At 69.5% G+C, this 18724-nt stretch carries 17 protein-coding genes; 10 read left to right on the plus strand and 7 right to left on the minus strand.

The window, feature by feature from the left end:
* Positions 1–23 precede the first annotated feature (23 nt).
* Positions 24–947: a LysR family substrate-binding domain-containing protein gene (locus B7R21_RS14495; RefSeq protein ID WP_253259862.1), complete on the minus strand. Its 924-nt coding sequence runs from the start codon at positions 945–947 to the stop codon at positions 24–26.
* A 51-nt stretch (positions 948–998) separates the two neighbouring features.
* Between B7R21_RS14495 and B7R21_RS14500 the strand changes: the two genes are divergently transcribed.
* A complete protein-coding gene (locus tag B7R21_RS14500; RefSeq protein WP_116283949.1) occupies positions 999–1445 on the plus strand; it encodes a DUF5997 family protein in 447 nt (148 codons plus the stop codon).
* A 71-nt stretch (positions 1446–1516) separates the two neighbouring features.
* On the plus strand, positions 1517–2737 hold the full coding sequence (locus B7R21_RS14505) for a VIT1/CCC1 transporter family protein (protein WP_116283950.1): 1221 nt from the start codon (positions 1517–1519) through the stop codon (positions 2735–2737).
* Positions 2738–2858: 121 nt separating this feature from the next.
* Here the strand turns inward: B7R21_RS14505 and B7R21_RS14510 are convergent, their stop codons facing one another.
* Both B7R21_RS14510 and nhaA read right to left on the minus strand, forming a co-directional pair.
* On the minus strand, positions 2859–3341 hold the full coding sequence (locus B7R21_RS14510; protein ID WP_172592187.1) for an FBP domain-containing protein: 483 nt from the start codon (positions 3339–3341) through the stop codon (positions 2859–2861).
* A 14-nt stretch (positions 3342–3355) separates the two neighbouring features.
* Positions 3356–5281, minus strand: coding sequence for a Na+/H+ antiporter NhaA (gene nhaA / locus B7R21_RS14515; protein WP_116283952.1), 1926 nt, complete (start codon positions 5279–5281; stop codon positions 3356–3358).
* A gap of 146 nt (positions 5282–5427) precedes the next feature.
* Here nhaA and B7R21_RS14520 point away from each other — a divergent pair, with 146 nt between their 5' ends.
* On the plus strand, positions 5428–6411 hold the full coding sequence (locus B7R21_RS14520; RefSeq protein ID WP_116284266.1) for a LacI family DNA-binding transcriptional regulator: 984 nt from the start codon (positions 5428–5430) through the stop codon (positions 6409–6411).
* A gap of 70 nt (positions 6412–6481) precedes the next feature.
* On the opposite strand, the gene B7R21_RS14525 is transcribed toward B7R21_RS14520, so the two are convergent.
* On the minus strand, positions 6482–6982 hold the full coding sequence (locus B7R21_RS14525) for a glutathione peroxidase (RefSeq protein WP_116283953.1): 501 nt from the start codon (positions 6980–6982) through the stop codon (positions 6482–6484).
* A 43-nt stretch (positions 6983–7025) separates the two neighbouring features.
* Between B7R21_RS14525 and B7R21_RS14530 the strand changes: the two genes are divergently transcribed.
* Positions 7026–7835 carry a thymidylate synthase gene (locus B7R21_RS14530; protein WP_116283954.1) on the plus strand — a complete coding sequence of 270 codons (810 nt, stop codon included), beginning with the start codon at positions 7026–7028 and terminating at the stop codon, positions 7833–7835.
* 10 nt (positions 7836–7845) lie between these two features.
* Positions 7846–8340, plus strand: coding sequence for a dihydrofolate reductase (locus tag B7R21_RS14535; RefSeq protein ID WP_116283955.1), 495 nt, complete (start codon positions 7846–7848; stop codon positions 8338–8340).
* Between the two features lie 326 nt (positions 8341–8666).
* Here B7R21_RS14535 and B7R21_RS14540 read toward each other — a convergent pair whose 3' ends face one another.
* Both B7R21_RS14540 and B7R21_RS14545 read right to left on the minus strand, forming a co-directional pair.
* The gene (locus B7R21_RS14540) at positions 8667–8933 is read right to left on the minus strand and encodes a thioredoxin family protein (RefSeq protein ID WP_116283956.1); all 267 of its coding nucleotides are present in this window, start codon (positions 8931–8933) and stop codon (positions 8667–8669) included.
* A gap of 53 nt (positions 8934–8986) precedes the next feature.
* Positions 8987–9853, minus strand: a complete 867-nt coding sequence (locus tag B7R21_RS14545; protein WP_116283957.1) for an HpcH/HpaI aldolase/citrate lyase family protein — start codon at positions 9851–9853, stop codon at positions 8987–8989.
* A gap of 231 nt (positions 9854–10084) precedes the next feature.
* Here B7R21_RS14545 and B7R21_RS14550 point away from each other — a divergent pair, with 231 nt between their 5' ends.
* The 4 genes from B7R21_RS14550 (at position 10085) to B7R21_RS14565 (ending at position 13999) form a co-directional block, all read left to right on the plus strand.
* Positions 10085–11236, plus strand: a complete 1152-nt coding sequence (locus tag B7R21_RS14550; RefSeq protein ID WP_116283958.1) for a LolA family protein — start codon at positions 10085–10087, stop codon at positions 11234–11236.
* Positions 11237–11244: 8 nt separating this feature from the next.
* Complete coding sequence (locus tag B7R21_RS14555) at positions 11245–12255, plus strand: ABC transporter ATP-binding protein (RefSeq protein WP_116284267.1); 1011 nt, start codon at positions 11245–11247, stop codon at positions 12253–12255.
* On the plus strand, positions 12242–13132 hold the full coding sequence (locus B7R21_RS14560) for an ABC transporter permease (RefSeq protein ID WP_437184191.1): 891 nt from the start codon (positions 12242–12244) through the stop codon (positions 13130–13132). Before B7R21_RS14555 ends, B7R21_RS14560 begins: the two co-directional genes overlap by 14 nt.
* Before the next feature lie 213 nt (positions 13133–13345).
* A complete protein-coding gene (locus tag B7R21_RS14565; RefSeq protein ID WP_253259831.1) occupies positions 13346–13999 on the plus strand; it encodes a hypothetical protein in 654 nt (217 codons plus the stop codon).
* 27 nt (positions 14000–14026) lie between these two features.
* Here B7R21_RS14565 and B7R21_RS14570 read toward each other — a convergent pair whose 3' ends face one another.
* A complete protein-coding gene (locus B7R21_RS14570) occupies positions 14027–14971 on the minus strand; it encodes a LysR family transcriptional regulator (RefSeq protein ID WP_116284269.1) in 945 nt (314 codons plus the stop codon).
* 174 nt (positions 14972–15145) lie between these two features.
* Here B7R21_RS14570 and B7R21_RS14575 point away from each other — a divergent pair, with 174 nt between their 5' ends.
* On the plus strand, positions 15146–18637 hold the full coding sequence (locus tag B7R21_RS14575) for a proline dehydrogenase family protein (protein WP_116283960.1): 3492 nt from the start codon (positions 15146–15148) through the stop codon (positions 18635–18637).
* Positions 18638–18724: the final 87 nt, after the last annotated feature.

An 18724-nucleotide genomic window follows, 5' to 3' on the forward strand; every position in this document is an offset into this window, starting at 1 on the left:
GAGGAAGGAGGCGCGGAGGAGCGTCAGCGCTTCCCGCCGAACTTGCGCCTCCGCGCCTGCGCAGCATTGGCAGCATCCGACTGCTTCTTCTTGCGGGCGGCCTGGGTGGCGGCGGGTTTCTTCGCGCCGGAACGCTTGCCCGATGCCGCTTCGGCCTCCGCCGCGGCACGGGCCTTGGCCTTCGCTTTGGCCACCGGTCCGATCTTCTTGACCCGCGCATCCGGTGCCGCATCGTCGGCCTCCCGCGACGGAGCCCTCGAACTCGACGCCGAACGCCCCCGCACGATGCCGACGAACTCCTCGATGTCGGCGGTGGCGCCCTCGGTCAGCCAGGCGAGCGCGATCCGGGTCTCCGCGACATCCGAAACCGGGCGGTAGACCACGTCTTTACGACTGGAAAGCCGAGCGATCGCCTGGGGCACGATCAGAATGCCGACACCCGCGGCGACCTGTTCGACGGCGTCGTCGATGCTCCGGATGTCGCGAAGCGGCCTCCGCGAACCGTCGGCGACCTCGGTGGCGATGTCGCGCCACTCCGGCACGTCGTCGGGATCCTGCAGCAGGTGCTCATCGGCCAGGTCGGAGACGGTGACGGCGTCGAAGACGGAGGCCGGGTGATCCTTCGGAACGACGACGACCTGCACCTCGCTGTAGAGGTTGATGACACTGAGCCCCTCCTGTTCGACAGGGAGCCGCACGAAACTGACGTCTGCAGACTGCTCGTGGAGCACGGCGACCTGCCGGTCGGTCTCCGAGCGGAAGACCTCGAGCGGGGTCTCGGCGCGGCGTTCGGCCCAGAGCCTGGTCCACTTCGTGACGGTGACGCCGGCGACGAAGGCGAGGGAGAACGGCCGGATGCCCGGGGCGGCATCCTCGGTGCGCGGGGGCGTCGTGGCGACATCCGGTGCCGGCACGGGGGCGGCATCGCCGGAGTGCTCGTTCGTCATGGTCACGCCCCGATCATCCGCCAGCAACACTGGTCAGGATACGCTGGCCTCATGACGCCCGCGAAATCACCCCAGACCATGAAGCCCGCCACAGCGGCGAAGAAACTGGGAATCTACCTCCCCGCGGCGCCGGCCGACTTCCAGGAGGGCGACGTGACGCGCGCTGAGCTCAACGCGCTGCTCGAGTCCCCGCCGGAGTGGCTCGTGGAGCTGCGACTGAACGGGCCGTTCCCGCGGCAGGAGGTCGCTCGCAAGCTCGGCGTCTCGATCTCGGGCCTCACGCGCGGCGGTGTCGACGAGGCGTTCACGACGCCGGAGATCAAGGCGCTGCTGGAGGCCCCGCCGGAGTGGCTGGTCGTCGAGCGCGCCCGCCAGGCCGGCGTGATGGACGACAACGCACGCATCAAGACGGAGCGCGCCGAGAAGGCAGCCCAGAAGGAGCGCGCAGAGCGTCACGCCCGCACGAACCCCAACTCGATCGCGCCGAAGCCGCGCTGAGCCGAGCCCGCCCAGCGCGCCGCCCGGCACCCGTGCCAGCTGGCGCGCGAGCGCCCGGCGATAATGGGAGCATGAGTCACGACCTGGCGCCCGCAGCACCGAAACCGCGCGGCTCCGACATCCGGCGCTGGCGGCAGTACCTGGCCGACGAACGCGCCGAGGCGGCCGTCTACCGCGACCTGGCCGAGCGGCGCACCGGTGAGGAACGGGCGATCCTGCTCGCCCTGGCCGAGGCCGAAGCGCGCCACGAATCACACTGGCGCGCCCTGCTCGGCGACAACATCGGCAACACGCACCGGGGCGACATCCGCACGCGCATCCTCGGCTTCCTGGCCCGGCGGTTCGGTTCGGTCTTCGTGCTGGCGCTGGCCCAGCGCGCCGAGACACGCTCGCCCTACGCCAACGACTCCGACGCGACGCCCGCGATGGCCGCCGACGAGCAAGTTCACGCCGAAGTGGTGCGAGGCCTCGCCGCGCGCGGACGCAACCGTCTGTCGGGAACGTTCCGCGCCGCCGTGTTCGGAGCGAATGACGGACTCGTGTCGAACCTGGCCCTGGTGATCGGCATCTCGGCGAGCGGGGTTCCGAACGCCGTGGTACTGGTGACGGGACTGGCCGGACTATTGGCCGGCGCGCTCTCGATGGGGGCCGGGGAGTACGTGTCGGTGCGGTCGCAGCGGGAGCTGCTCGAGGCCTCCACGCCGAACCCCGAAGCCACGCGCGCGGTGCCCCACCTCGACGTCGACGCGAACGAACTCGCGCTGGTCTACCGGGCGCGGGGTATGAGCGCCGAGGATGCCGAGGCTCACGCGACCGAGGTGCTCCGCGGGCACGCCGTCATGACCGGCGCGATCGACCTCACGGCGGTCGCGAAGGCGGCTCCGGATGTCGCGACCGACCGTTCTGCGAGCGCCGCAGCCGGGCCAGCGGAACCCGGCGACACAACCGGCCCGGGCGCCCCAGCCGGCACGGCCGACGCCGCAGCCCACGAGGAGGTCGACGAGCACGAAGCGGTCGGCACCGGCCTGAGCGCCGCCGTCTCGAGCTTCTGCTTCTTCGCGTCCGGTGCGATCATCCCGGTGCTGCCCTACCTGTTCGGCCTGCAGGGCCTCCCGGCGCTGATCGTCGCGGCCGTTCTGGTGGGCATCGCCCTGCTCGGCACGGGCGCTGTCGTGGGCATCCTGTCGGGAGGTCCGCCGCTTCGCCGGGCGCTCCGCCAGCTCGCCATCGGCTACGGCGCCGCGGGTGTCACCTACCTGCTCGGCCTGCTCTTCGGCACGGCCGGTCTCTGACCGCCGCTGGTCGTCCGGCCAGCCTGAACCACCCTCGGGCGGGCTTGGAAGAGGATGGCGGCCGAGCGGAGGCCCCGTGGTCCACAACGACCATCTGGCCCTCTTCTGCGCACAGCGCCGCTCAGTCCAGCGGCCGCATCACGTCGCCGAGGAACCCGTTCACCCGCGACTGGAGCCCCTCGACCTTCTGGTCGAGCACGCTCTGCGGGTCGGCGTAGTACGACGCGTGCGGAACCTCTACACGGATGTTCGCCGAGCAGCCGAGGTTCGCGCAGATGTACGTTCCGACCGTGTTGCCGGCAAGCCCCGCCTCCCCCGAGCGTTTCGCGCTGAACAGCGAGACGCCGTGCTCGGTGTGGGTGGCCCGGCAGAGCTGGCACATCATCATGCGCCGCCTCGAGAGCGGGCCGTCGGCCTCGCGCACGATGATGCCCTCCGGCTCGTCACCGTTCCACCGGATGATGTACCCGAGGTGCGGCGAGTGCGAGTCCCGCCAGCCGAGGAAGTCGAGGTTCGCCCAGTCGAGTTCGACGAAGTCGGACGGGAGCACGATGTTGGCGACTTCGGCCGCGGAGCCGTTGACGATCGAATGCCGAATCTGCATTCCGGTCATCCTGTTCACACGCTCTCCTCGCTGCTCGGTGGCGTACGGAAATAGCCTAAGCCAGCATCCTGAGGGGTCTGCCCCGACTCGTACAGCTCGCGAATCAGCGTCGCCGCGTCGTACGGCCCCGAGTGCCGCTTGCCGCAGATGAAGAACGTCGGGGTGGAGTGCACATCCATCAACTCCGCATCGATCGCATCGTCGCGCACCCGGTTGACGACCTCGCTCGATCTCATGTCCTCCTCGAACCGGTCGAGGTCGAGTTCGAGCGACGCAGCGTAGCCCAACAGGTCGTCGAGTTCGAGCGCGTCCTGGTGGGCGAACATGATCGGTGCCAGTTCGAAGAACTTCCCCTGGTTCGCTGCGGCCTCGCTGGCCCGCGCGGCGAGCAGGGCGTGTGGATGCACGCGGGTGAGCGGCAGGTGCCGCCAGACGTAGCGGAGGCTGTCGCCGAAGTGCGCCCGCACCTCGTCGATCGAGCCCGTCGCGCGCGAACAGAACGGGCACTCGAAGTCTCCGTATTCGACGAGCGTGAGCGGGGCATCCACCGGCCCCCGGATGTGGTCGCGAGCCGGATCGACGGGGCGGGCGAGCACGAGACTGAGGCGGGATGGCGGCTGCACCCTGTCGACGATGCGGAAGATCGCCCAGCCGAGCACGAACGCGATCAGCGAGGCGGCGAGCACTCCCACGCGGGCCTCATCCTGCAGCTGCGGATCCTCGATGGCGAGATCGATGATGAACAGCGAGATCGTGAAGCCGATGCCCGAGAGGGCGGCGCCGCCAGCGATCCGCCCGAGGGTGAGGCCGGGTGCGAGAACGCCGAGCCTGAAGATCCTGATCAGCGCCGTGATTCCGGTGATGCCCACCAGTTTGCCGATCACGAGACCCGCAATCACACCCCACGTGAGGGGCGAACGGATGGCCGCCGCGAGCGTCTCCGCGCTGAGGTGCACTCCCGCATTCGCGAGCGCGAAGATCGGCAGGATGAGAAAGCTCGTGTACGGAATGTAGAGGGTGTGCAGACGGTCGTTGACCGAGACCGAGTTCAGCAGCCCGCGCACGGCCGCCTGCGCGTACGCAGGATTCGGCGACTGGCGGAACGCCCGGCTGAGCTCGGCGGCCCTCTCGACCTCCATCCGCCTCGGAGTGAAGACGGGGATCAGCAGCGCAATCGCCACCCCGCCGAGCGTCGGCTGCACGCCCGAGGCGAGCAACGCCACCCAGACCACGATCGACAGCACGACATACAGCGGACCCTGGGCGACACTCACCCACCGCAGCGCCCAAATGCCGACGAGGGTCACGGCTGCCACGATCAGGGGCACGAAATGCACCTCGTCGGTGTAGAAGATCGCAATCACCGCGAGCGCCCCGATGTCATCCACCACGGCCAGCGCGAGAAGGAAGGTGCGGAGGTGACCTGGCAGGCGCGGGCCGACGATCGCCAGTGCCCCGAGCAGGAAGGCGGTGTCGCTCGAGATCACGACGCCCCACGCGTGCGTGGCCGGGCCCTGGTTGTTGATGAGCACGAAGATCACGGCCGGGATCGCGAGACCGGCCACCGCCGCACTGACGGGAACGACCGCCCGCGACCACACGCTGAGCTCGCCCAGCGCGAACTCGCGTTTCACTTCGAGCCCGACGACGAAGAAGAACAGCGTCATCAGGCCCTCGTTGACGAGCGACCGCAGGTCGAGCTCCAGCGTGTTCGTGCCGACCTGCAGGGAGACCGTCGAATGCCAGAAGTCATCATAGGAACTGCCGAGTGGTAGGTTCGCCCAGACCAGCGCGAGAACCGTCGCAACCAGCAGCAGGGCGGCTGCCGTCTTCTCGCTGTCAGAGAAACCACGGCGCTGGTTCACCAGCTCCCGCAGTCGGGGAAAACGGGGGGCGCGGTCGCCCTCGGTCACCTCTGGTGCGGGATCTGTGCGCTGCATGGGTACCAGTGTTGCAGGATGCGCGGCCGGAGCGCTCTCCCGGAACCGGATCGGCCGCGCCCTACACTGGGGGGCAGACAATCGGCGTCGAACGGAGGTGGGGAGAACACGTGACCGGCATCCAGGGCGGCTCACCCACACTCGAGATGGTCGCGGCCCTCGCCGGCGTCTCCCGGGCGACGGTCTCGCGGGTCGTCAACAACTCCCCGAAGGTCTCCCCGCGGGTCATCGACACGGTCAACGACGCGATCACCGCGCTCAACTACGTTCCCAACCGGGCCGCACGCAGCCTCGCCAGCCGGCGAACCCGCACCATCGCCCTGGTCATGCCGGAGTCGACGGCTCGGCTGTTCTCCGACCCGTTCCTCGCCAGCGTCACCCAGGGCATCGCCCTGCACCTGGCCGACACCGAGTACACCCTCACGATGCTCATTGCGTCGGATGCGACCCCCGAGAAGACGCAGCGCTACCTGCTCGGCGGCAACGTCGACGGGGCGCTCGTGGTCTCGCACCACAGCGGCGACCACTCGCTCGGTGAGGTGAGCCGCACCCTCCCCGTGGTCTTCGGCGGCCGGCCGCTCGTCGAAGGCACGGCTGCCACCTACTTCGTCGACGTCGACAACTACGCGGGCGCCCGCGCCGCGACGGAACACCTGATCGGGCAGGGGTTCCGCCACCACGGCACGATCGCGGGGCCGCAGGACATGCCGCCGGGCCTCGACCGCCTCACCGGCTGGCGCGACGCCCTGGAGGCGCACGGCCTCGAGCACTCGTTCATCGAGGCCGGCGACTTCACTCCGGACTCCGGGGCGGCAGCGATGACGCGGATGCTCGACCGGGGCATCCCGCTCGACGCCCTCTTCGTCGCGAACGACCAGATGGCCGCCGGTGTCTACTCTGTGCTGAACGAACGCGGCCTCTCGATCCCCGGAGACATCGCCGTCGTCGGATTCGACGACAACTTCTTCGGGGCGACCGCCACGCCCCCGCTCACCACCGTGCGCCAACCGTCGAACCAACTCGGTGCGAAGATGGCCGACGTGCTGGTGAGGGTCATTGAGGGGCGTGACGTCGCCCGAGTGACGATGCTCCCGACCGAGCTGGTGGTGCGGGGGTCGACGGCGGTCTGAGACGGCGGGGGCGGTGGCTGGCCGCAGGAGCTCTGTGCTGCCCCACCCCGCCCCGCCCCCTGCGGCCCGCTCAGGCCTCGGGCAGCGACTGCTCGATGAGCGAGACGATGGCCGGGTCATCCGGCTCCGTGCGCGGGCGGAACCGGTGCACGGCACCGTCGGGCGTCACGACGAACTTCTCGAAGTTCCACTTCACCTTGCCCGCCTTGCCCTCGGCGTCGGCCGCCTTCTTCAGCTCGGTGTAGAGCGGATGTTCGCTCCGCCCGTTCACCTTGATCTTCTCGAAGATCGGGAACGTGATGCCCCAGGTCGTGGAGCAGTACTCGCTGATCGCCTCGGCGGTTCCGAGCTCCTGCAGGAACTGGTTGCTGGGAAAGCCGAGCACCGTGAAGCCGCGCTCACCGTAGGTCTTCTGCAGCTGCTCGAGCTTCTCGTACTGCGGCGCGAGCCCGCAGCGCGAGGCCACGTTGACGATGAGTTTGACCTTGCCGTCGAACTCGGCGAGCGAGGTGTCGGTTCCGGTCGTGGTGGCGATCGGGATGTCGTTGATCTCTGTGATGTTGGTGGGCATACCGAAACGCTACTCCCGCCCTGAGTCAAATAGGCTGGGTGCGATGAATACGTCACTGAGCACGCCCTATGAAGATCTGCTGCGGCACACACTCGCAACGGGTGTGGCGAAGTCCGACCGCACGGGAACAGGCACCACGAGTGTCTTCGGCGCGCAGCTGCGGTTCGACCTCAGCGAGGGGTTCCCGCTCATCACGACGAAGCGCGTGCACTTCAAGTCGATCGCGTACGAGCTGCTCTGGTTCCTCCGCGGCGAGTCGAACGTGAGATGGCTGCAGGAGAACGGCGTCACCATCTGGGACGAATGGGCCGACGCCGACGGCGAACTCGGCCCGGTATACGGCGTGCAGTGGCGCTCGTGGCCCTCTCCGAGCGGCGAGCACATCGACCAGATCAGCCAGGTCATCGACACGATCAAGACGGATCCCGACTCACGCCGGATGATCGTGTCGGCGTGGAACGTCGCCGAGATCCCTCAGATGGCGCTCGCGCCCTGCCACGCGTTCTTCCAGTTCTACGTGGCCGACGGCAAGCTCAGCTGCCAGCTCTATCAACGCAGCGCCGACCTCTTCCTCGGGGTGCCCTTCAACATCGCCTCCTACGCCCTGCTCACCCACCTCGTCGCCGCGCAGACCGGACTGGGCGTCGGCGACTTCATCTGGACGGGCGGCGACTGCCACATCTACGACAACCACCGCGAGCAGGTCGCCGAACAGCTCACGCGTCAGCCTTTCCCCCTGCCCTCCCTGTCGCTGGGCCGGGTGCCGGAGAGCATCTTCGACTACACCTACGACGATCTGGACGTGGCCGGCTACCAGCACCACCCGGCGATCAAAGCGCCGGTGGCGGTGTGAGGATGCTCGCATGAGCCTCGCGCTCATCTGGGCCGAGGCGCGGGGCGGCGTCATCGGCTATGACGGCACGATGCCGTGGCACCTGCCCGAGGATCTCGCGCACTTCCGTGAGCTGACCACGGGCAGCGCCGTCGTCATGGGGCGGCGCACCTGGGACTCGCTGCCCGAGCGGTTCAGACCTCTCCCCGGCCGGCGCAACCTTGTGCTCAGCCGCGACCGCACGTGGTCGAGTGCGGGCGCGGAGCCGTTGCACGACCTCGGTGCTGTGCTGCACGACTTTCAGGCACCGGGTGCGGCGCTCTGGGTGATCGGCGGTGGCGAACTCTATCGACTGGCCATGCTGTCGCCGCTCGCCACCCGGCTGGAGGTCACGGAGCTCGACCTCGGCGTCAAGGGCGACACCTTCGCCCCACCTGTCGACGCGTCGTGGGACCGGGTGGCGAGCACCCCGTGGCTCGAGTCGAGCACGGGCATCCGGTACCGCTTCGTGACCTACGCGCGCTGACCACCGACTCCTTCCCGGCACCGCCCTCACCTGCCGGCCACTCGGCTCACGGCAACCCGATTCGCCAGCCAGCCGGTTCGCAGCCGCCCGATTCCCCGGCCAGCCGGTTCGCAGCCGCCCGATTCCCCGGCCACTGGGCTCACCGCAACCCGATTCGCCAGCCAGCCGGTTCGCAGTCGCCCGATTCGCCAGCCGGCCGGTTCGCAAAAGAGGATCGGGCGGACAGATGGCGGCCCCTGCGACGTAACGGCGCCACCCTCCTCTTCTGCGCCCACCGAGGTGCGGGTGTGCTGCGCACGCCACGGTGCGGGGGGGGTACCGGCGGGTCAGTCGAGCAGCGCGAGCGCGACGGCGCCGAGCACCTGGGGCAGGGTGGGCACGCCCACGGCACGGAACACCTCCCTGCCGTTGTCGGTCGTGACGATCACGGTCGGCGTGGCAGTGATCCCGTCGCTCTCGGCGGCGGCCGGCGACAGGGCGACATTCGATTCGGTGAGTGCCGCATCCGGAACCAGCTCGTGCGCACGCTCGAGCACAGCGCGCGTGGAGGCGCATGCCCCGCAGAACGACGACGACCAGAGCTCAACCCTCATGCAGGGTAGAGCGCCCGGGGACTCGCGTTCATTCCCTGCACCCGTGCCGAGGGCTACAGCGGGCGGATTCCGAACGCCTGTGCCAGCTTGTCGATCTTCTGCGCACGGCCGAGGCGGGGCAGGTCGCTGCCATCCCGGATGACCCTCCCCCGGGACTCGAAGTCCGCCAGGAAGTCGCGGGCCCAGGTGGCGTCGGAGCGCGTCGGGCTGATGACCTCGTTGATGACCGGCAGCTGCTCGACGTCGAGGCAGAGCTTGCCGGTGAGGCCGAGGGTGACGGCGAGCGCCGACTGCTCCCGCAGCACCGGGTGGCTGCTGCCGACGGTCGGACCGTCGATCGGGCCGGGCAGCCTGCCGATGCGGCTCGCCACGACGAGGCGGGAACGCGGATACGCCATGGCGAGGTCATCGGCACCGGTCCCGGTGTCGCGGCGGTAGTCGCCACTGCCGAACGCGAGCCGGAAGGCACCGCGCGCCTCAGCGATGGAGCGCGCCTCCTCGATGCCGAGCGCCGACTCGATGAGCGCGATCACCGGGGTGCTGCCGCCCAGGCGGTCGAAGGTCTCCGTGACATGCGCACCCGACTCGGCCTTGGCGAGCATGACGCCGCGGAGTCCGGGGATGCCCTTCAGGGCATCCACATCGCCCGACCAGAAGTCGGTCGTGCGGTCGTTGATGCGCACCCAGGCGCTTCCGCCGCCCGACAGCCAGGAGGCGACATCCGCCCGCGCCGTCGGCTTGGCGGCGGGGTCGACGGCATCTTCGATGTCGAGGATGACCTGGTCGGCCCTCGAGGCCGCAGCGGCGTCGAACGTGTCGGTCTTGGTGGCGTTCACGAGCAGCCAGGAACGGGCGATCTCTGCGGAGACCTCTTCGGCATGGGTGTCGACGGCTTTCGCGTGCTCGGGCAGGTACGTCATGTGCAGCTCTCTCTCGCGCGGTGCCGCGTGGCCGCGATACCGCCATGCCGCGGTTCGCCCGCGGCGGGTCCCGGCGTTGGGTCCGAATCGAGCCTACGGCAGAGGGCGGCGGTGGCCCGAATCGGGCCGGAGGGGTGGCGGTGTGGCGCGATCTGCATCCCTTCAGAAGATTCAGCGGAACTCGCAGAAAACGGGTGTAATGTCCCCGACAGATCTCAAGGAGCGAACTCGATGAGCACGGTGTGGAAGCGTTGGATCCCGGCGGCAGTGGCCGGTGTGGTGGTGGCCGGAGCGGCCGTTGCAGTTCCCCTCTCGGCCGGTGCGACAGCGGGTCTTCCCGGCAAGTCCCCGCAGGAGGTGCTCGCGCTGGTCGCCGGCAGTTCGGTCACCGCATTCTCGGGAACCGTCGAGCAGACCTCCGACCTCGGGCTGCCGACGTTGCCGTCGGGCACCGGATCGGGTTCTGGGTCGGCATCCCATTCTGGCGGGGCGACTTCGGGCGGCACGTCCGGCTCCGAGGGCAGCGCCGGCACCGCCGCCGCGGCATCCTCGGCCCTCGATCTCCTCACGGGCACCCATACGGCGCGCGTGTACGTCGACGGCACGACGGGCTCGGGCAACCTCCGCGTGCAGGTTCTCGACCAGCTCGCCGAACGTGATGTCATCAAGCAGGGCGACACTCTCTGGCTCTACGACTCCGGCAAGCAGACGGCCGTGCACGCGACCACGTCGGCGACTGCGGATGCCGTTCCCACCGGCCCCGAGCAGACCGCGACACCCCAGCAGCTGGCGGCGAAGTTCCTCGACGCTGCCTCCTCCACGACCGACGTCTCGGTCGGCGGCGACGTCACCGTGGCGGGGCGCTCGGCCTACGACCTCGTGCTGACTCCGCAATCCGGCAGCACCCTCGTCGGAGCCGTGTCGATCGCCGTGGACTCCGCGACCGGGCTCCCCCTCCGTGTCGAGGTCACCGCGGCTGGGGCGAGCGACCCCGCCTTCTCGAGCTCGTTCACATCGCTCGACCTGTCCACCCCGCCGGCCGACCTCTTCTCGTTCACACCCCCGGCCGGCACGACCGTGACCGAGAAGACTGTGGAGAAGCCGTCGGCGCCGAGCGGTGACGCCACCGCACCCGCACACTCAGCCTCAGATGCCGCGAAGCCGATCGTGACCGGAACGGGCTGGAGCTCCATCGTCGAGCTGCCCGCCGGCTCCGATTCGTCAGCCCTCACCTCCTCTCCGCTGCTCGCGCAGCTGACCACGCCGGTGAGCGGAGGTCATCTGCTCTCGACCACCCTGCTGAACGTCTTCGTGGCCGACGATGGTCGAGTGTTCGCCGGATCCGTCTCGGCGGAAGCCCTCGAGGCCGCCGCCGCCCAGTGATCCCGGTCATGCCTGACGGTGGGCTCGCCATCCAGACCCGGGGCCTGACCAAGGTGTTCGGGCGCCAGACGGTCGTGAACGGGATCGACCTCTCCGTTCCGCGCGGGTCGGTGTTCGGCTTCCTCGGCCCCAACGGCTCCGGCAAGACCACGAGCATCCGGATGCTCCTCGGCCTCGCCTCCGCGACGAGCGGCGAGATCAGCGTGCTCGGCCAGCAGATGCCCAAACGCGCGGGAACCGTGCTCCCCCGGGTGGGGGCGCTCATCGAGGGGCCCGGGTTCTACCCGTTCCTCTCGGGCACGGCCAACCTGCGGCGACTCGACAGCGCCGATCGGTTCGCGCAGAGTTCGACCCGTACCGTGCGGGTCGGTGAGGCACTCGAGCGAGTGGGCCTGACGCACGCGGCGGGCAAGAAGGTGCGGGCGTACTCGCTCGGTATGAAACAGCGGCTCGGCATCGCGAATGCCCTGCTGACCCCGCGCGAGCTGATCGTGCTCGACGAGCCGACGAACGGACTCGACCCGCAGGGCACCCGCGAGGTGCGGAACCTCGTCCGCTCGCTCACCGCCTCGGGAACGACGGTCTTCGTGTCGAGCCATCTGCTCGCCGAGATCGAGCAGATGTGCACCCACGCCGCGGTCATGCGATCCGGGCACCTGGTGGCCCAGGGCAGCCTCGACGAGCTTCGGCAGGCCGGGCAGGCGCGCGTGCGGGTGCTGACGCCCGACCCCGGTGCGGCGAGGCGCGTGCTCGCTCAACTCGGGCTGGCGGCGGATGCAGATGCCAGCGACACCCACCCTCTTGACGGCGAGACCGTGACGGCACCGCTCGACGCCGGGCAGGATGGTGACGGGGCGATCGGTCCCGGCACGCTGGCCGACCGGCCCCTCGACCCGGAGCACATCGTCGCCGCGTTGGTTGCGGGCGGTGTGCGCGTGCGCGGCTTCGCCGTCGAGCGTGCCACCCTCGAGGATCTCTTCGTCGCGCTCACCGGGGAGGGTTTCGATGTCGCACAGTGACGAGGCGGATTCGCCCACAGCATCCGGAGCTCGCGTGACTCAGCCGCTCACCCGTCGGCCCACCGCGGGCTGGGCGCTGATGGGCTCAGAACTCGCGGTGCTGTTCCGGCGACGGCGTACCTGGGTCATGCTGCTCGCGCTGGCCCTCATCCCGGTGCTCGTCGCCGTCGCCGTGCGCATCTCGTCCGCCGGATCCTCGGGCCGGGGCCCCGCGTTCATCGACCAGATCAGCCAGAACGGCCTCTTCGTCGCGCTGGTGGCGTTGACGATCTGCATCCCGCTCTTTCTGCCCCTCACCGTCGGAGTCGTGGCGGGCGACACCATCGCGGGCGAAGCGAACCTCGGAACCCTGCGCTACCTGCTCGTCTCCCCCGTCGGCCGCGTGCGTCTTCTCGTCGTGAAGTTCGTGGCCGCGATGGCTTTCTGTCTGGCAGCAACGGTGGTCGTTGTGCTGGCAGGGGTGCTGATCGGGGCGGCTCTCTTCCAGGTCGGCCCGGTGACGCTCCTCTCCGGCGACACCATCGGCGTCGGCCAGGCGGGCCTTCGCGCCCTGCTCATCGCGGGCTACGTGACCGTTTCGCTGCTCGGGCTGACCGCGATCGGACTCTTCGTCTCGACCCTCACCGACATTCCCGTCGGCGCGATGGCCGCGACCGTCGTGATCTCGATCGTGTCGCAGGTGCTCGACTCTCTCCCCCAGCTCGACGCCCTACACCCGTGGCTGTTCAGTCACTACTGGCTCGACTTCGCCGATCTGCTGCGCCAGCCCATCGAGTGGTCGTCGTTCGGGTCGAACGCCCTGCTCCAGCTCGGCTACGTCGCTGTGTTCGGCGCACTCGCCTACGGCCGTTTCGCCTCGAAGGATGTGCTGTCGTAGGTCTGTCGCCGATCTCTCGCCGATCTGTCGCCGTCGCCGGGCACACCGGCAGCGTTCCCGAGGTCAGAGGTCGAGCACAAGCCTCAGCCCGGCATCGATCTCCGACATGAGGTAGGCGGGCATCATCGAACCGCTCGGTGTGACGTCTGTCGTGAGACGCTGAAGTCGAAGAGAACTCAGACCGGCTCGAATATGGCTGGGTAGGCTGGAATGGTGAATTCGATTCAAGCGGGGCGGCTCAGCCGGTTCGAGGGGCGGATCGCCGGGTTCGGCACCAAGGCGGGGCCCCGCCTCGTGATCGGTATGTGGGAGCGTTCGCCGTTCGGGCGGTTCGCCGACGTGATGGTGGAGTCTGATTCTGGTCACCGGCTGCTGATGGCGCCGAGTGAGGCGGTGGCCGAGTACGTGTCGAGCACCTACACGTTCGATGAGGTGCAGGTGGTCGAGGTTCGGTTCGGGCAGGCGACCGGTGGCGAGGGCGCTGGCGGCGACCTCGCCCGGCGCATCCGGATCAGCGCGGGGCCGCTCGAGGTGACGCTGCAGATCGGCGGGCCGACGGCGGTCGGGCGGCTGCTCCGAAGTGTTCCGCGGGCGTTCGCCGTGCATCCGGTCTGGCTGCAGGCGATCGATCCGGTGGCACGGATGCTCGTGCCGGGCGCCCGCACGAGTGGCTCCGCGGGCGGCGGGCGGCGAGAGTTCTACGGCGTCACCCGGGCGCGCGCAATCACGGCGGTGGATGCCACGTGGGAGGGTTCCGCGTTGGGCGGCGTGCAGCGGCTGGAGCCGCCCGTGACGTTCGGCTTCGGTTCTGCACCGGCGACGCCCACCCTCGTGGACATTGTCACGACCATCCGCGAGCGCGCCTGACCCTGCGCGCGGCGAGACCCCGACGGGCTACCGGAGCGGAAGGAGCAGGGCGGCCGCGGGGGCTGCTGCGACGCGGGCGAGCACCTCTCGGCACGCGATGATGCCGGGGCGAGCCGCGCTGGCCCGCCGCACCGACGTGAAGACGCTGCGGCGCGGGGCGGACGGGAGGTCGATGAGGCGGGCCGTCGTGCCGCGGTCGGTCCAGACGAGGTCGGGCATCAGCGCGATGGCGTTGCCCGATTCGACGAGGCGCATCTGGGCCTGGAGGTCGGCGGTCTCGAAGCGCACGTCGGGCTCGAAGCCGGCCTGGCGGCAGGCCTGTTCGGCCCAGTGCCTGGATGCTGCACCGCGCGGCTCCATGACCCAGGCTGCATCCGCGGCCTCCTCGAGCGAGGTGATGCGCCAGAAGTCGGGGCCGCCCGCATCGCGCGGCCAAGGCGCGTCGGGCACCGCCAGCCGCAGAGCATCCGTCGTGAGATTCAGCCGGTCGAGCTCCGGGTGGTGCGGGGCCGCGTGGCCGGGGTACTGCTCGGCGATCACGAGGTCGAAGTCGCGCGCCCACGTCTCGTAGAGGGCGGTCTCGGGTTCGCGCTGCGTCATCTCGACACGGAGCCGCGGGTGTTCGGCCGCCAGCAGGCTGAGCGCTGCAGGCATCAGCGCAAGCGCCGCAGACTGGAAGACCGCAATGCGAACCACACCGGTGGCCTGGTGCAGCGACGCGTCGAGGTCGGCCTCGGCGAGTTCGAGCCGCTCGAGCACCGCCGCTGTGTGCTCCACGAGGATCTCGGCCTGCGCGGTGAGCTGCACCCGCCGCCCGCTCTTACGGAGCAGTTCGACGCCCACTTCGGCCTCGAGCAGCGCGAGTTGCTGCGACACGGAGGAGGGGCTCTGGTTGAGCGCGAGCGCGACGCCCGCGAGCGTTCCGCGGAGCTTCAGTTCACGCAGGAGCCGGAGGCGGCGAACGTCGAGCACGATCATCCGATGGTCGATGGGACAGGGAGCCGAACTGTCAAGAGATCAGAGGAGCTGTGGACAAATCCGGTAAGCAGAACTTATCACTACCAATAAGAAAACATCGCTTTACCTGACGAGACCGCAGCCGGAGACTGGACGGAACGCACGCACCTCTGACCGCAGGAGCACCCGATGACCGACCTCGCCACCCCCGCAACCGACGCCGCCCAGGCCTCGCAGCCCGACACCCTGCGCGACGAGGCCGTCGCTCTGGTGCCCGACGTGGTCGCACTCGTGCGGCGCTGGCTGACCGAGTCGCAGGCGGAACCGGTCGATTCCTCGGCCACCCAGCTCGCTGGAGTGCTGAAAGACCCCCACGGGCTCGCCTTCACGGTCGGCTTCGTCGACGGGGTCGTGCGCCCCGAAGACCTGCGTGTCGCAGCCCGCAACCTGGCCGAGCTCGCCCCGAAGGTGCCGGCGTTCCTACCGTGGTACCTCAAGGCCGCCGTGCGCGTCGGTGGCGTGATGGCTCCGGTGCTCCCCGGAGTCGTCGTTCCCGCGAGCCGCACGGTGCTGCGCCGGATGGTCGGCCACCTCATCGTCGATGCGACAGACCAGAAGCTGGGCGCGGCCATCGCGAAGATCAGAACCGAAGGCGTGCGCCTCAACGTCAACCTGCTCGGCGAGGCCGTGCTCGGCCAGCACGAGGCGGAGCGCCGGCTGCAGGGCACCCACCGCCTGCTCGACCGGCCCGATGTCGACTACGTCTCGATCAAGGTCTCCTCGACGGTCGCCCCGCACTCCGTCTGGGCCTTCGACGAGGCGGTCGACCACGTTGTCGCCAGCCTCACCCCGCTCTTCGAGAAGGCAGCATCCTTCCCCGCCCCCAAGTTCATCAACCTCGACATGGAGGAGTACAAAGACCTCGACCTGACGATCGCGGTCTTCACGCGCATCCTGGACCTGCCGCACCTGCAGACCCTCGAGGCGGGCATCGTGCTGCAGGCCTACCTGCCCGATGCGGTCGCCGCGATGGTGCGACTGCAGGAGTGGGCGGCGACGAGGCGCGCCGCGGGAGGCGCGGCCATCAAGGTGCGCATCGTCAAGGGCGCGAACCTCTCGATGGAACTCGTCGAGGCCTCGCTTCACGACTGGCCCGTCGCCACCTGGAGCACGAAGCGCGACTCCGACACGAACTACAAGCGCCTGATCGGGTATGCGCTCCGCCCCGAGCACATCGGCAACGTACGCATCGGCGTGGCCGGTCACAACCTGTTCGACCTCGCGTTCGCCTGGCTGCTCGCGAAGCAGCGTGGAGTCGAGGCGGGTATCGAATTCGAGATGCTGCTCGGCATGGCGCAGGGCCAGGCCGAAGCCGTGAAACGTGACGTGGGCGGGCTGCTGCTCTACACGCCGGTGGTGCACCCGAAGGAGTTCGACGTGGCGATCGCGTACCTGATCCGCCGCCTCGAGGAGGGCGCCAGCCAGGACAACTTCATGTCGGCCGTCTTCGAGCTGACCGAGAACGAAGCACTCTTCAACCGGGAGCGCGAGCGTTTCGTCAGTTCTCTCGAACGGCTCGATTCGAGCATCCCTGCCCCGCGGCGGAACCAGAACCGCGCCACCGAGCACGACGGTGCCGCAACGCCGTCGAACACGGTGCCGGATGACTCCACCCCCCTTCCCCCGTTCGAGAACACTCCCGACACCGACCCCGCGCTGCCCGCGAACCGGGCCTGGGGCCGCGACATCCTCTCCCGCGTCGAAGCGTCGACCCTGGGCAGCACGGGTGTCGCCGAGACGACGCTCACCACCGAGGCCGAGCTCGACACCGTGCTGTCGGATGCCGGGAAGAACGCGCCCGCCTGGGCCGCTCTCGGCGGGGCCGCGCGGGCGGTCATCCTGAACCGTGTCGCCGACCGGCTGGCCGAGCGCCGGGCAGACCTGCTCGAGGTGATGGCCAGCGAGACCGGCAAGACACTCGACCAGGCCGACCCCGAGGTCAGTGAAGCCATCGACTTCGCCCGGTTCTATGCCGAGCTGGCGCTCGAACTCGACCAGGTCGAGGGGGCGCGGTTCGTTCCCGCCAGGCTGACGGTCGTCTCGCCGCCGTGGAACTTCCCCGTGGCCATTCCTGCCGGGTCGGTTCTCGCCGCGCTGGCCGCCGGGTCGTCCGTCGTCATCAAGCCCGCCCCGCAGGCCGCACGCTGCGGCGCCGTCCTGGTCGAAGCGCTCTGGCAGGCCGGGGTGCCCCGCGAGGTGCTGACGCTCGTGAACGTCGACGAACAGCAGCTCGGCCGCCAGCTGATCGCCGACCCGCGCGTCGACCGCGTCATCCTCACCGGCGCGTTCGAGACGGCCGAGCTGTTCCGTTCGTTCCGTCCCGACCTGCCCCTGCTGGCCGAGACAAGTGGAAAGAACGCGATCATCGTCACGCCGAGCGCAGACTTCGACCTCGCCGTGAAGGATGTGGTCTCCTCTGCCTTCGGCCACGCAGGCCAGAAGTGCTCGGCCACCTCGCTCGTCATCCTCGTCGGATCGGCCGGCACCTCCGCGCGCTTCAACAACCAGCTCGTGGATGCAGTGCGCGCCCTCAAGGTGGGCTACCCGGCCGACCCGACCACCCAGATGGGCCCCATCATCGAACCCGCGAGTGGCAAGCTGCTGGATGCCCTGACCACCCTCCAGCCGGGTGAGAGCTGGGCCGTGCGGCCGAAGAAGCTCGACGAGACCGGCAGGCTCTGGAGCGCCGGCCTCCGCACGGGCGTCGCACGCGGCTCGCAGTTCCACCTGACCGAGTACTTCGGCCCGGTGCTCGGCATCATGACGGCAGCGACGGTCGAGGAGGCCATCGCCATCCAGAACGAGGTCGACTACGGGTTGACCGCCGGGCTGCACTCGCTCGACCCCGAAGAACTGCGCCTCTGGCTCGACACGGTCGAGGCCGGCAACCTCTACGTGAACCGCGGCACCACCGGTGCGATCGTGCGCCGGCAGCCGTTCGGCGGCTGGAAGAAGTCGGCCGTGGGCGCGGGAACCAAGGCCGGCGGCCCGAACTACCTGATCGGTCTGGGGTCATGGCTGCCGGCTGAGGGTGCGGTGGATGGCGCACCCGCTGCCGGGGCGTACGAAGCCGCAGCACCAGATGCGGGCTTCCTCGCGCGCTCCCAGGAGAGCGACCGGGCGGCGTGGGCCACCGAGTTCGGCGTCAACCACGACGTCTCGGCGCTGACCGCCGAGCGGAACGTGTTCCGCTACCGGGCGCTTCCGGTCACCGTGCGGCTGAGCGAAGGCCAGCCCGTCGAACTGCTGCTGCGAGTGCTCTCTGCTGCCGCGACAGCGGGCGCACCCGTCGACGTGTCGAGCGCCGTTCAGGTGCGGGCGGCGACACTCGCCGGGGCGATCGGATCGGCGAAGGCCGGTGCCGTGCGCATGCGAGTCGAGACCGACGCGGAATGGCTGGCCGGGGCATCCGATCTCCGTGCCCAGCGCGTGCGACTGATCGGCGGCAGCAGGAGCGCCCTGGCAGCGGCCGCCGGCGGACGACCCGACCTCGCGATCTACGACAACCCCGTAACATCCGCGGGCCGGCTCGAACTGCTGCCGTTCCTGCACGAGCAGGCCGTGAGCATCACGCGGCATCGGTTCGGCGCACCCAGCACGCTCTCCGACGACGTGATCTAGGTCTATGGCGCGGTCGACGGTGAACGGCTAGGGGTGCCGCCACAAGCCCGAGATTCCGGCGTAGACGTACAGGAACCTGACAGATAT

It is taken from the genome of Subtercola boreus, assembly GCF_003399625.1.
Lineage (GTDB): Bacteria > Actinomycetota > Actinomycetes > Actinomycetales > Microbacteriaceae > Subtercola > Subtercola boreus_C.

Bases quoted from the DNA above. Each gene is read 5' to 3' on its own strand.
- B7R21_RS14550 (WP_116283958.1), top strand. From the start codon at position 10,085: ATGAGCACGGTGTGGAAGCGTTGGATCCCGGCGGCAGTGGCCGGTGTG.
- B7R21_RS14505 (WP_116283950.1), top strand. From the start codon at position 1,517: ATGAGTCACGACCTGGCGCCCGCAGCACCGAAACCGCGCGGCTCCGAC.
- B7R21_RS14540 (WP_116283956.1), bottom strand. From the start codon at position 8,933: ATGAGGGTTGAGCTCTGGTCGTCGTCGTTCTGCGGGGCATGCGCCTCC.
- B7R21_RS14575 (WP_116283960.1), top strand. From the start codon at position 15,146: ATGACCGACCTCGCCACCCCCGCAACCGACGCCGCCCAGGCCTCGCAG.
- B7R21_RS14545 (WP_116283957.1), bottom strand. From the start codon at position 9,853: ATGACGTACCTGCCCGAGCACGCGAAAGCCGTCGACACCCATGCCGAA.
- B7R21_RS14530 (WP_116283954.1), top strand. From the start codon at position 7,026: ATGAATACGTCACTGAGCACGCCCTATGAAGATCTGCTGCGGCACACA.
- B7R21_RS14520 (WP_116284266.1), top strand. From the start codon at position 5,428: ATGGTCGCGGCCCTCGCCGGCGTCTCCCGGGCGACGGTCTCGCGGGTC.
- nhaA (WP_116283952.1), bottom strand. From the start codon at position 5,281: ATGCAGCGCACAGATCCCGCACCAGAGGTGACCGAGGGCGACCGCGCC.
- B7R21_RS14510 (WP_172592187.1), bottom strand. From the start codon at position 3,341: ATGCAGATTCGGCATTCGATCGTCAACGGCTCCGCGGCCGAAGTCGCC.
- B7R21_RS14535 (WP_116283955.1), top strand. From the start codon at position 7,846: ATGAGCCTCGCGCTCATCTGGGCCGAGGCGCGGGGCGGCGTCATCGGC.
- B7R21_RS14500 (WP_116283949.1), top strand. From the start codon at position 999: ATGACGCCCGCGAAATCACCCCAGACCATGAAGCCCGCCACAGCGGCG.
- B7R21_RS14525 (WP_116283953.1), bottom strand. From the start codon at position 6,982: ATGCCCACCAACATCACAGAGATCAACGACATCCCGATCGCCACCACG.
- B7R21_RS14560 (WP_437184191.1), top strand. From the start codon at position 12,242: ATGTCGCACAGTGACGAGGCGGATTCGCCCACAGCATCCGGAGCTCGC.
- B7R21_RS14495 (WP_253259862.1), bottom strand. From the start codon at position 947: ATGACGAACGAGCACTCCGGCGATGCCGCCCCCGTGCCGGCACCGGAT.
- B7R21_RS14555 (WP_116284267.1), top strand. From the start codon at position 11,245: ATGCCTGACGGTGGGCTCGCCATCCAGACCCGGGGCCTGACCAAGGTG.